Origin of the sequence: Sphingobacterium sp. DR205, assembly GCF_011064245.1 — a bacterium.
Lineage (GTDB): Bacteria > Bacteroidota > Bacteroidia > Sphingobacteriales > Sphingobacteriaceae > Sphingobacterium > Sphingobacterium athyrii.
Genome location: NZ_CP049333.1, coordinates 4,635,157 through 4,648,244, shown reverse-complemented (window position 1 = coordinate 4,648,244; position 13,088 = coordinate 4,635,157). Strand labels below are relative to the sequence as shown.

Here is a 13,088-nt window from a genome sequence, read left to right as displayed (position 1 = left end):
CAAAAATAATTCCATTGATGGAAACAAAATATATAGAATTCAAACAAATTATTGTGAAAATCAAACAGCCTGTGCGGCAAACTTCCAGGATAGCAATGCTGGCAATGGCCAACATTGCTATATATGCGTTTTAATAGCCTGGATTCTGCTCAAGGATGGTCTTTCCGACCAGATCGATTTCTGTTTGTGGAATCGGGAAAAGATGCATATAATCTTTGGGTGATAACGTGACTTTCTGAGCGATTTGTGAGGAAGGATTGTAATTACGTTCTTCGACCTTCATCACTGCCGTCATTTTTCCTTTACGGACCAAATCGTACCAGCGTTCGCATTCAAAGGCTAGCTCGATCTGTCGTTCATCGAGCAATGCGGTAACAAATTGGTCTTTTTGCGTCAGCTGATCAATGCTGTAGTTATGATTTTGATTTCCGAATGCCCTTTGACGTATTTTATTGAGTTGTGTTATTGCATCGCCAAGTTTGCCGTTTTCATTCAGCGCTTCTGCATACAGTAAAATGATATCGGCCAATCGAAGAATGGGAAGATCCAATCCCGCTGCCAATGCCGTGTGTTTGACAATAAATTTGGAGGCATATGGAAAATAGATGGCATTTTGTCCACCTGATACTGCGGAAAAATAATTTGATTCAATCGTTTTGCGAAGACGTTTATCATCAGTCTGAATCTTTTTATGTAGACTCCAGGAAGGGAGTGCAACCTCAGAACCACGGGACACCAAATTATAAATTCCGCCATTAGGAACAAATGCTGTAGACAGGTCTTGACCGTTGGTACCGTCCGTATAGCCAATGCTGAAAAGAACCTCACTATTGTTCTCATTTTCCAGTGACCACAACTGATTATAATCAGCGACCAGCGTATAATTATCTCCATAACTGGTGAAAAATTGTCGCAACACTGTCTCAGCGTTCGTCCAGTCTTTTTTTGCCACATATACTTTGCCAAGCAGTGCAAGAGCTGCTTCCTTACTTGCCCGATTTCTGGATAAAGCGGATTTTAACGGAAGTTTTTCAATCGCATCGTTCAGGTCCTGAATAATTTGATCGTAAATTGCTTCCGTAGCACTTCTTTTGTATTGTCTGGCTTCGTCAATCGACAATGCTGTAAGTACTTTAGGAACAGCACCAAAAGTTCGGACCAGATCAAAATAAAATAAAGCCCGCATAAACTTAGCTTCGCCCAGATGTTGATTTTTTTTGCTCACGGTATAATCTTTAGGTTTGTCTATATTCGAAATTACGGCATTGGCCCTAAAAATTCCCGCATAGCTTTCCTGCCAGAAAGTGGTCAGGATAGGGTTGGTTGGAGAGATGGCCAATGCATCTATTTCAGGAATACCCGCAAAACCGGTATTGGTTGATCCATATAAATTATCGGAACAAAGCTCCAGCAACTGATAATCATTTGGCTTCCGGCTTTGCATTTTAGCATAAATACCGAGGACGGCTTTTTCCATATCGTTGGCATCATTGTAATAATTGATGTCTGTCAGTGATGATGGTGGAATTGTGTTCAATAATTCATCCGTGCAGCTGCCGAACAGCAAACTTGAAGCCAGTAGCAGGGTTGTTGTGTTTAATTTCATGATAGGCACACATTAATAATTAAAAACTGAGATTTAATCCAAAGGTGTACACACGGCTTATGGGTTCAGAGCCCACATTATAACCGGGCGTGCTGCTGATACCACCGACTTCACCACCCGTATAACCTTCAGGATTGTAGGCGTGAAAACCTTTTTTTGTCAACAAGAAAGCATTGTTTACCGAGGTAAATAGCCGAAGACTCTTTATGCCCATTTTTGAAGATAAATCTGTCGGGAAAGTGTACCCAAAATTGATATTACGTAAAGCCAAAAAGGAGGCATCTTCGATGTAAAGGTCCGAATTGGCGTTAAAGCTTAGTTGGCTCAGAGACAAGGCTGGAGTATGGCCATCGCCAGGGTCTTGTGGCGACCACCAAGAGCCGGCAACCAGCGATTTTCTCATATTCCCCAATACAGAACCCTGATAAAACTGATTCTCGAAATTGTACATTTTTGATCCGATTACGGCCTGCAGGGTGAAAGAAAGATCGAAGTTGCGGTAAGAAAATGTATTGGTCATCCCCCAGTAACTTTTAGGCATAAAGTTACCAAGGATGCTGCGGTCGTCAGCTGTTATTTTACCATCTTTATTGATATCTTCATAAATGGGATTACCAAGCTTTTCGCCCGTCAGTTTCGGTAAACTGTTTAGTTGTTCCTCACTCTGGAAAACGCCAATATGTTTATATCCGTAGTAGGAAAACATCGGCTCGCCCACGCGAAGGAGCCAGTTCATACCATAGGAAATGGACGTCATCCTTTCATTGACACCGCCCAGATTAATCACTTTGTTGCGGTTGATGGAGAAGTTGAAATTTGTGTTCCACTTCAATTTGCCAATGAGATTTTTGCTGTTCAGATCAAATTCGAAACCTTTGTTTTCGATTTCGCCAATATTGGATAGAGAGCTGGTAAAGCCGGTTGTACCGGGGATGGAGACTTGGTAGAGCAGGTTTTTTGTACGTTTACGGTAGTAGTCGGCGGTGATCGAAAGTCGATTTGTCCAAAACGACAGGTCAATGCCAAGGTCAAACTCATTGGTTTTTTCCCAGCTTAGTTTATTATTGCCAAAACTGCTTTGTGCTAGCCAGTTCTGTGTTTGATCATTTACCGTATATAATCCGCCAGTGACCAGGCCTAAATAAGCGAAATCGCCAATGTTCATATTGCCTGAATTTCCTAGGCTTGCACGCAATTTAAAGTCTGAGATCAGATCTTGGTCCAGCATAAAGTTTTCTTTGCTAATGCGCCAGGCCGCGGAGGCTGAGGGAAACAGCCCCCATTTGTTATCGGGTCCAAACCGCGACGAACCGTCGGTACGGATGGACGCAGAGAGTAAGTATTTTTCTTTATAAGCGTAATTTGCACGTCCAAAATAAGAAATCATTCCCCAGACGGATTTTAAGGTATTGCTTCCGTTGGGATTGATCAAGGCATTATTTAATGTTTCAATTATATTGTTGTTGAATGTTCCGTTGACGGCCAGCAAATTGATATTTCGGCTTGTAGCTTTTTGGTAAGAAGCGCCTGCCATTAAAGAAACATCATGATGTTGAGCAAACGTCCTGTTATAATTTAACGTGTTTTCATTGAGCAGCGTGATGATGCGGGAATCTGCGGCATTGCCCGAGGAAAGTCCGGTATTGGATGCCCAAGAAGCCTGAAACTTATCCGTATTGTTGTAAAACATATTTGCATTCAGGGTCGTTTTAAATGTCAGGCCATCGAGGATTTTGTAGACGGCATAGATATTGCCCAATGCACTGAGTGTCTGTCCCTGATTATTGGTTCCCATCAAGATTCCCATTGGGTTGGCTTGTGAGGATACGTTGAAGCCCCAATAATCACGTGCTTTAGGGTAGCTTCCATCCGGATTTTGGATCGCAACAAAAGGTGGGTATTTATTGTAGGAGTCCATTGTCAACGGGGAGGTGCGAGCTGACTGATAGGTTGGGTTGAGCATTGCACCGATCTGGAACCGTTCGTTGATCTTCGTATCTACGGAAGCCCGCATGCCATAACTCTTGAAAAAGGTGTTTAACAGCGTTCCCTGCTGGTCTTTATAAACTGCAGAGAGGTAATATTTAGTCTGTTCAGTACCCCCGGTTACAGAAAGATCATAACTTTGAAAAGGCGCATTTTTGGTTACTGCATTTTGCCAGTTGACGTCGTTACCATTCAGTATGTCCGGATTCACCTGGTAGCCTGCCGGGCGGCGTGAGTCCCCCCACAGTGGGAGGCTGGTATCGCCACCTACATAAAAGTATTCCCGATTCTGATATTTAATAATGGTTTCATAATACTCTTGGCTGCTCATAAAATCGTCATGTAGGATAGGTTGTGACCATCCCGCCAGGACATTTGCACGTACAACGGGCTTGCCCGCTTTCCCTGTTCTTGTGGTAATGATGATGACCCCACCAGAGGCTCGTGACCCATATATTGATGCCGCTGATGCATCTTTCAATACTTCGATGGATTCAATATCATTTGCATTGATATTGGACCAGCTCGCCCCGGGGAATCCGTCAACCACCAGAAGCGGATCATTTCCAGCAGAAATTGAGCCTATACCACGAATCCGTATGACGGGAGCGGCACCAGGGGTACTTCGGGTCTGCGAGATATTTAATCCTGGTAATCTAGCCTGAAGTGCGGTCTCCGGCCGTGCGCTTGGAACCTGGTCCAAATTTTTATTTTCAATTTTTGACACCGAGGCGGTTAGCGAGCTTTTTTTGATCGAACCATAGCCAATGACAACGGTTTCCTCCAACTGGGTTGCCGCCTTGACTAGGGGGATAATAAGCGTTGGGGTACTGGTCAGGGCTACCCGATAGCTATCATATCCCACGGAGGTGATGGTCAGGGAATCCCCCGGTGATGCCAAGAGCTTAAATTTTCCTTCGTTATCTGTTGAGGTGTACTTTCCGCTGGAGGTTCTTATGGTAGCTCCAGCTAGTCCAACATTAAGCTGCTTATCCTTGACCAAACCATCGTAGGTTATTGCTTGTTGGGCTACTGAAAACAGCGGGCTGGCGCCACATGTTGCGCAGAGCAAAAGGCAGGAGATATTGGTTAATTTTGCCATAATTTAGTTTGTAAAGTAGTACGCAGTAAGTTATCTTAGACCTAAGAAATTTTGTACGAATGCATCGTCGTTTAGTTCTGGATAATCGCTGTACACACGGTCGATTTCCTCTTTTTGCCCCGGCGATAGTTGTTCCTTTGGATTGATACACCAAGTACCTTTCATCAAGCCCTGACGCGTAAGGACTTCATGGAGCCCCGGTATACAGCCGTGAAAAGCATTTGCCGGATCAAAAAATGCAGCATTGCTGTCGGTTATTGCAATGGCTTTGCTTAATAGGTGACTTGCTGTCTGATTATCAGGATTGCATTTGTAAGCCTTAATTTCATCCAGAAGTGTTACTGCTTTTTGCGTCCACACGGCCCAATGACCCAGTAAGCCTCCTTTAAAATCAATCTCAACAATCTTCCCGTTCACTGGAAATTGATAAGTGGTCATTAGGTCATTGACAATATTGTCATCATTGCCTGTATACATGGCGATTTGATCACTACGATTTGAATTTGCGAGCGCACGCATGACATCCAGTGTTTGGTAGCGATTGAAAGAAGCACATTTGATAGCAACAACATTTTCTATCGCAACAAACTCCTGCCAAAAGGAATAGGAAAAAATACGTCCGCCCACCGAGGGTTGGAGATAGAATCCAAATACCGGAATGATAGCGGCAATTGCACGTACCCGATCAAGTATAGCCTTTTCTGTCCATCCGTTGAGCCCGCCCATACTTAATAAGCCAATATCATAGCCATATATAAGTGCTGTGTTTGCCTCCTGTATCGCTTGCTCGGTAGGTCCGCAGATGCCCGCAATCTTAAGAAAGGGGCGTTGAAGCTGCGCCTTGTCCACCTCTTCGCTGGCCCATTTTAAAACAGTTTCGAATAGGTTGATTTTTGGATCACGAATTTCGAACTGGGTGGAATGTACGGCGACGGCAATTCCTCCAGCTCCGCTTGCGATGTAATATTTTGTCAAAAGGCGTTGAGACTCTTCATCTATGCTGCGGTCTTCATGAAGAGCCAGGGGATGGGCGGGGATGACCGTTCCTGCCTGGAGATGTTGTTGTAAATTAGCGTCTAATTTTTTCATTGGAATAATTGTTTTTCTTTAGAATTTCCCTTTTCTTTCTTGAAAATGGGTGTCTTTGTTCCAGAGCTCACCGCCGTTCATTAACCAGTGTGCCGTAATAGCAATGGCTTCCCGGATGGTCGTTTTTGGATAGCCAAATAGGCGGTGACATTCAGAGGCATTGTTGAGCAGGGCTGTTCCTGCAGCTTGGTTTATAAATACCGGTGTACTGTTGAAATGTTCGCCAAATCGCTCAGCAATCCAACGTATAGATAGGATTTCAGGACCGGTCACATTCAATATTTTTGCAGGAGTCTGGCAGTGCAATAGGGATCTTAAAGCAATTTCATTCGCGTCCCCTTGCCAGATTACATTCACGTTTTCGGTTGTCAGGTCTATGGGCAATTGCTCCTTGACAGCTTTTGCTATTTCAACCAATACACCATAGCGAAAATCGACAGCGTAGTTTAGTCTATAGATAAGGGTCGGTGTATGGTTTTTCTTGGCAAAATATTCGAAAATGCGCTCTCGGCCCAAGCAGGATTGTGCGTACTCACCCACAGGTTCTGGTGTAGTTTCTTCGGATGCTCCGGCACGATTGATGGGCACAAAAGGAAGTACATTACCCGATGAAAAGGCGACAATATTGGATTTTTCGAAATGGGAGGCAACCATTCCGGGGAGGTAGGTGTTCATCGCCCAGGTGAAGTCCTCATTTCCCGTTGTGCCAAATTTATGCCCGGCCAGGTAAATAACATTGCGGACCTGCGGAAGCTCCTTGAGCTGATTGGGATCCAATAGGTCGCAGGCAATAGTCGAGACACCGATATCTTCTAATTCCTGCTGTAATTCTGTCGTTGAAAAGCGCGATACGCCAATAACCTTTTTTTTAATGCCAGCAGCCTCAATCGCCCGAATAGCCAATTTAGCCATGCTTGGCCCCATTTTTCCGCCGATTCCTAAGAATAGGATGTCTCCCTGGATTTTTTTTATGTCTTCAATGAGCTCCGCCGATGGCGCGAGTATCTGTTGCTCTAATGCTGCTAAAGTGTTGTTATCCATAGCTGATTTATTTGATTAAATTGTAAAAATTACTGATAGCGAGGGCGACGAGCAATACAAGTCCCAGGACGGCCCACAATTTCGTCAATGGTTTGTTTCGGAGATCGCCCATGATCTCCTGATCGTTGGCGATGAGAAATAGGATAATACCAATAAAAGGGACAAGGAAAATGGTGATACTTTGTGCAAAAACAATTAGTTCCAAGGGTAGGTTTCCGAAGAAAAGGGCAATGACAGAACCAAAAATCATAACCATGGAAATGAACAGCTTGACTTTCGGATGGTTCAGGTTATTGCCATAACCAAAGGTATCACCGAGTAATGATCCGCCGAGGACGGCGTTTCCAATTAAGGACGAAAAAGAGGCTCCAAACAGTCCGACGAAAAAGAGGTGCGAAGCATAAGTTCCCAAAAGTGGCTCCAGCGCACGACCCATTTCAGCAGCCGAACGCAGTTTGATGCCCTGAGGATGGAGTGTGTTCGCCGCACATACCATTACGGCGGCACTCATAATGCCCAGGATAATGATACCGATCCGGCTTCCCATGAGCTGCCTTTGGGTCGTCTGCTGGTCGCCGGATAATTTGCGCCGGGATTGTACGAGATAGCTCTGATAGAAAGCGCCCACAATGGAAAAACAGGAAGCCGTAAAAGCAATGATCAGGCCGACTGAGCCAGGTGGGATACTTGGTGCAAATCCTTTAAGAAAGTCGCCTACAGGGGTCTCAATCATAATCGCTGTTGAAAGAAAGGCAAAGAGCATAAGAATAATCAATGCCAGCATTAATTTTTCCAGCAGTGCGTAGAATGATTTAAAGAAGAGTAGCAGAATACCGATCACATTGAACACAATAATCCAAATTTGCGGATTTGTTCCTGTTGCCTCCGAAATGGAAATGGATACCCCGGTGGCGTTGCCCGATTGGAAGCAGGTGGCGACGAGAAAAATACCGATGCCAATAACAATGGATATTGTCTTCCCGAATTTATTTCGGATTAAAGTGAGGAGGGATTCGTCACGGGCAATGCCGATACGTGCCGCCATATTGGTGAAAACTGTCATAAAACAGATGGCGACAACGACGACCCAAAGGAGTGAAAAACCGTAATCGGCGCCCATTTTTGATGTAATGGTCATTTTACTTGGACCGAAAACCAGAGCCGCAGTAATGACACCCGGTCCCAGGATGGATAACCAGTTCTTGAATAAGGAGCGTTTGGGAGCTTGTTGCTGTTCCATAAATTTAGCGTAATGAGGTTAAGTTCTGTTGGTTGATTTTAGAGGCATTATTCCCAAAATGAGTTCGAATATAATTTGCAACCGCGATGATCTCCTCGTCTTTGAGAAACGAAAATGCCGGCATTGCACCCTCATAGTTGACCCCATTGATCGACTGACCGTTCAGTCCATGTAAAAGCAGCTTTAATAGGGGTTTGGGCTCACCAATGACCGTGGCTGACTGTGTTAATGGCGGAAATGTATTTGTCAGTCCCTTACCGTCAGATTTGTGACAGGAAGCGCAATAGGAATCGTATAATGTTTGCCCGTTTTTTACGGTCGGCGCGATACTGTTGGCCGTTTGTGGCTTAAGGATGGGAGCGGCCGCCTTGTCTGAAAGCCGAAGCCGATAAATAACATCGTCATCTGGCTTCGGAAATCCTTTTTGCGGATTCCAGTCACGGTTGCTCGAACAGAAATAGATATCACCGTTGGGTAAAACCAAAACCGAGCGCAAGCGGCCAAGCTGATCTTTAAATAAAACTTTTTCATCGGTTATCTTTTTGCCATCGGCTGATAATTTCAGAATCCGTAAGGACTGGTTTTTTAGCGTTGCTAAAATCAAGCTGTTCTGCCATTCAGGGATGGTTGCGGCACCATAATAAGCCATTCCGGAGGGGGCAACCACTGGTGTCCACGATTTTATCGGTTCAGTTCGAGGGCTTAGCTTGGCTATAGCTTTTTCCTTTTCGGTATCAATCATACCTTCAATTTGCGGCCAGCCATAATTTTTAAGGGGCTGGATAAGATTAATCTCATCTTCAATGGCATCCCCATGTTCGGAGGTGTAGATTGTTCCTTTGTCGTTATGGGTAAGTCCCTGCATATTACGGAAACCCCAGGCATAAACATAACTGTTTGCTATCGGATTATCCGAAGGAATCGTACCATCCAAGTTTAACCGTAAGATCTTTCCATTTAACGAACAGCTATCCTGGGCAAAGGTATCACTTGCCGCATCGCCTGTCGCCCAATACACTTTCTTGTCAGAAGATACAATGACACGCGAACCATTGTGTCCGGTATTGCCGGGTATCTGCAACAGGAGCTTAGGGTTGGACAGTCTGCCATCGGCACTATAATCGTAGCGGTACAAATTTGAAAAAATAAGGCTGTCTCTTTTACTGGTATACGACAGATAGAGGTAGGCCTGCTCGTGTTCAGGCTGATACAGGGACATACCTAACAAGCCGAGCGTACGCTGATGGTAGACGTCTTTTAGGCTGTCGACTAAACTGACCTTTTTTGTTTGTATATCCAGCCTTCGGATACTTCCGCCAATTTCCGAAAATAAAATAGCCCCGTTTACATGATCGTATTGTAAGTCCCATGGAACTTGTAGGCCAGTGGCCTCTTTGGATAAAGAAAGTATGCTGTTCTCCAATTGGATGCTATTGATTATCACTGTCTCCTTTTCGTCCCTTGTAGAACAGGAAGACAGAAAGAACATCAATGGCAATAACCAAACATAGTTTATTTGTTGTTTCATTGTCGGTCAATGGTTACTTTTTTGATTTATCTGGTTATGTCAAAATTAGTTTATTAAAAATAAATATACAAAAAATAATGTAATTTGTATACAAAATTATTAGATACGCATTGCTAAATTCGATTTAGTGTTGTTATTAGTTAATTCTATAGATAGTTTTACTAGGTTGATCTGTGTTTATTAGGGAGGATGCTTTGTAAAAAAGTAAAAAAAATATTGAATTGTATACAAAAAATATATATTATTGTATTCACTATGATAAAGTATAGGAGCGAAGTCATTGTAAATTATAAAACGAAATGCCGCTTCTTTAAAATACCAATAAACTGAAGAGCTTATAAATCATTTATTTAACCACTTTAACCTGAGTATTCATGATACTAAAACAGATTAAAATACGGGATGTGATAAACAGGAACTGTCTTTTGGTTGGACTGCCTTTTATTTCAATGGGTGCGTTTGCCTCTGTTCCCTCTTTTCCCTATCTGGAAAAGATTCCTATTCAACGCGTTCTTAATTCGGCAGGGAGCGCAGTAAATTTTCAACAGCAGATCGTTGGGCAGGTGCTCGATGCGAAAGGTCAGCCACTGGCTGGAGTGGAGGTGCGCAATCTTAAAAACTCATCCGTTACGGTGACAGATCAGGAGGGGCGGTTCAAATTGAATGGGTCTTCTTCGGATCAGATTCAGTTTCGCCTGATCGGTTTTAGTACAAAGGTGGCTTTGGCAAGGGATGTGCAGGCTTTGGTGCTTGAAACGAATGAAAGTACGCTTGATGAAGTCGTTGTAGTTGGTTATGGTAAGCAGAAGAAAGAGACGCTGACAGGTTCTGTTTCCAGTGTTAGGTTTGATGAGTCAACGGTGAGCCGACCAAACATGAATTTAGCATCCGCTTTGGTCGGTAAGGCATCTGGACTTAATATTGCGCAGACCTCCGGTAGTCCCGGTGCAGAAGGATTTGATCTGTTGATTCGCGGTAAGGGGACGATGAATGATGCTTCTCCTTTGGTTGTCATTGACGGGGTGCCCGGTGCATTGAATGATGTCAATCCCAATGATGTGGAAAGTATATCCGTGTTGAAGGATGCGTCATCGGCTGCAATATATGGTTCCCGGGCTGCGAATGGCGTTATACTGGTAACCACCAAGCGCGGGAAGGGAGAAGATTTTACTGTAACCTATAATGGGTACTTCGGGCGTCAGCAAGTGGCTAAAAATATCGATTTTATAACTGATATGGCAACCCATATGGAGCTTGTTAACGAGTCGGAAGGGCGGGAAAAATATAGCGCTGAATTAATTGATACCTGGAGAAAGGAGTCGGCGGCAGGTAATCCGCTGTATCCAAATACAGATTGGTACAAGGAAATGCTGAATACCGCGCCGTTAACCGAACATACACTGTCTGTTCGTGGCGGCGGTAAAAAAGGAAATTTTGCCATGTCCTTGGGTTTTCTGGATAACAAGGGGGTGGTGGATAATTCCGGTTTCAAAAAATATGATTTTCGGATCAATGCCGATACGAAGATCAAGAATATCTTGACCTTGGGCGGAAATGTTTTTGGTACCTGGTCAAACCGGCAGCCTCTGGATGTGAATAGCTTTTTTGGAGCGATCCGTAATACGACACCGGGGGTCGTACCACAATATGAGGACGGCCGTTATGGAGGGGAGATGTTTCCGGGGCTGCCTCAGGGGTCTAATCCAAGAGCTTATGTAGATAATATTCGGGGTGACTACGAAAGGCAAAAGCTTGGGCTTAAGTTTTTTAGTATAGTGAATTTCATGGAAAATCTGGAGTGGGAGAGTAGTTTTGGTTTTAATTACAACAATAACCGGAATTGGGAATATGTGCGGCCTTACTCCTTGTGGAACTTACAGACCGGATTGGAATATCAAAAAAAGCCAAGCGTAAGTAGTTTGTTCAATGGTAGTATCCGTAATTATACAACGGTGCTGAATACCCTGTTGCGGTACCGTGAAACAATTGCGGACAATCATCATTTGGCGGTATTGCTTGGTTTTGATCAGCAGTATAACCGTATGGATAAATTTGATGCAAAAAAGAATGATATATTGGGGGATGATGCGATCTATATTCTGGATGCGGGGGCAAACCTTGAAGCGATCAATGGTTCCGGAACAGATGATGCTCTTCAGTCTTATTTTGGTCGTTTGAATTATGATTTTAAAGGGAAATATCTATTTGAAGCAAATGCTCGCTATGACGGTTCTTCCCGATTTGCAAAGGAGAATAGGTGGGGGTTCTTCCCGTCCTTTTCAGCGGGCTGGCGTGTAACAGAAGAGGAGTTTGCGCAGCCTTTGAAAGCTATATTTGATGAAATTAAAATTCGTGGTTCATGGGGTAAGCTGGGGAATAATAGAATCGGCGATTATACTTATCAAGTCGTATACGGTTCCTATTTGTATCCATTTGGTGGTCAGCTGAAGCAAGGGGTGGCGCCAAAGGAAATTGCGAACAGTAAAATTAAGTGGGAAACGACAACGATCGCTAATATCGGTTTGGATCTTGCTTTGTTAAATAATAGGTTGACTTTTAGCGCGGAATATTTTGATCGTAACACCTCGGATATCCTGACAAAGATCCCTATTCCTATGGTTATGGGTAACTTCTCGCCACCCTGGCAGAATATTGCCGAGATGCGTAACAGAGGGGTTGATCTCCAGCTTGGATATTTTGGGAAAATAGGTGCAGATTGGTCCTACGGTCTGAATGGTAACCTGTCCTTCCTGAACAATAAAGTGATTAAGTTCAACGGCAATAGATCAATCAATGAAAGTTATATTACCATGGAAGGAAAGCCTTTCAATAGTTTTTATATGCTTGAATTTGATCGAATTATACAGGACCAAAGTGAAATTGATCAATTGAAGGCTGATGGTTATACTTTTGGGACATATGTGGGCGGAGAACCTAAACCGGGGGATATGTTGTACAAAGACGTGAACGGCGACAAGGTGTTCAATGAGGAGGATAGGGTTGTCAAGAATTATTCGGGATTGCCTAAAGTTACCTATGGATTGAGTCTGAATGCAGGTTTTAAGGGTTTTGATCTGAACGTCGTGGCACAAGGTGTTAGTGGTGTGAAGCAATATTGGGGTAACGATGGTTTTAATACCTTCAACATCAATGAAGGTTTCTTGCAGAATGCGGAAATATTAAACCGCTGGACACCTGAAAACCATTCTACCGAATATCCGCGACTGCGTACTTCGGGCAGTGCTTTAAATACCGTATACAGTGACTACTGGCTGCATAATACCTCGTTTTTGAGAATAAAATCGCTACAGCTGGGCTATGCTTTGCCAAAAGAGGCTTCGGCAAAATTTAAAGTGGATAGGTTACGTGTATTCGCTAATCTGGAGAATTACTTTACATTCACAAAGTTCAAAGGTTATAATCCGGAGAACGCCAGTGTCTCTTATCCCTTAATGAAACAATGGGTAGTTGGTTTAAATGTAACATTTTAAGACGA

Annotated in this window: 7 protein-coding genes; 1 reads left to right on the top strand and 6 read right to left on the bottom strand. The window is 43.6% G+C overall.

Going from position 1 to position 13,088, the window contains the following annotated elements; all coding sequences use genetic code 11:
- Nucleotides 1-130 precede the first annotated feature (130 nt).
- From G6053_RS20215 to G6053_RS20190, 6 genes are read right to left on the bottom strand one after another with little or no spacing between them, the layout of a single operon-like run.
- Nucleotides 131-1,606: a RagB/SusD family nutrient uptake outer membrane protein gene (locus G6053_RS20215; RefSeq protein WP_108633141.1), complete on the bottom strand. Its 1,476-nt coding sequence runs from the start codon at nt 1,604-1,606 to the stop codon at nt 131-133.
- A gap of 19 nt (nt 1,607-1,625) precedes the next feature.
- The gene (locus G6053_RS20210) at nt 1,626-4,694 is read right to left on the bottom strand and encodes a TonB-dependent receptor (RefSeq protein ID WP_108633142.1); all 3,069 of its coding nucleotides are present in this window, start codon (nt 4,692-4,694) and stop codon (nt 1,626-1,628) included.
- A gap of 30 nt (nt 4,695-4,724) precedes the next feature.
- A complete protein-coding gene (locus tag G6053_RS20205; RefSeq protein ID WP_108633143.1) occupies nt 4,725-5,783 on the bottom strand; it encodes a dihydrodipicolinate synthase family protein in 1,059 nt (352 codons plus the stop codon).
- Nucleotides 5,784-5,801: 18 nt separating this feature from the next.
- Entirely contained in the window at nt 5,802-6,824 is a 1,023-nt protein-coding gene (locus tag G6053_RS20200) for an NAD-dependent epimerase/dehydratase family protein (RefSeq protein ID WP_108633144.1), read from the bottom strand.
- A 7-nt stretch (nt 6,825-6,831) separates the two neighbouring features.
- Nucleotides 6,832-8,064: an Nramp family divalent metal transporter gene (locus G6053_RS20195; RefSeq protein WP_165308156.1), complete on the bottom strand. Its 1,233-nt coding sequence runs from the start codon at nt 8,062-8,064 to the stop codon at nt 6,832-6,834.
- Nucleotides 8,065-8,068: 4 nt separating this feature from the next.
- Complete coding sequence (locus G6053_RS20190) at nt 8,069-9,592, bottom strand: PQQ-dependent sugar dehydrogenase (protein WP_241254779.1); 1,524 nt, start codon at nt 9,590-9,592, stop codon at nt 8,069-8,071.
- 374 nt (nt 9,593-9,966) lie between these two features.
- Here G6053_RS20190 and G6053_RS20185 point away from each other — a divergent pair, with 374 nt between their 5' ends.
- Nucleotides 9,967-13,083, top strand: coding sequence for a TonB-dependent receptor (locus G6053_RS20185; RefSeq protein ID WP_165308154.1), 3,117 nt, complete (start codon nt 9,967-9,969; stop codon nt 13,081-13,083).
- Nucleotides 13,084-13,088 lie beyond the last annotated feature (5 nt).

Excerpts from the sequence above, each read along its gene's own strand:
- G6053_RS20215 (WP_108633141.1), bottom strand. The coding sequence starts at position 1,606 with ATGAAATTAAACACAACAACCCTGCTACTGGCTTCAAGTTTGCTGTTC.
- G6053_RS20210 (WP_108633142.1), bottom strand. The coding sequence starts at position 4,694 with ATGGCAAAATTAACCAATATCTCCTGCCTTTTGCTCTGCGCAACATGT.
- G6053_RS20205 (WP_108633143.1), bottom strand. The coding sequence starts at position 5,783 with ATGAAAAAATTAGACGCTAATTTACAACAACATCTCCAGGCAGGAACG.
- G6053_RS20200 (WP_108633144.1), bottom strand. The coding sequence starts at position 6,824 with ATGGATAACAACACTTTAGCAGCATTAGAGCAACAGATACTCGCGCCA.
- G6053_RS20195 (WP_165308156.1), bottom strand. The coding sequence starts at position 8,064 with ATGGAACAGCAACAAGCTCCCAAACGCTCCTTATTCAAGAACTGGTTA.
- G6053_RS20190 (WP_241254779.1), bottom strand. The coding sequence starts at position 9,592 with ATGAAACAACAAATAAACTATGTTTGGTTATTGCCATTGATGTTCTTT.
- G6053_RS20185 (WP_165308154.1), top strand. The coding sequence starts at position 9,967 with ATGATACTAAAACAGATTAAAATACGGGATGTGATAAACAGGAACTGT.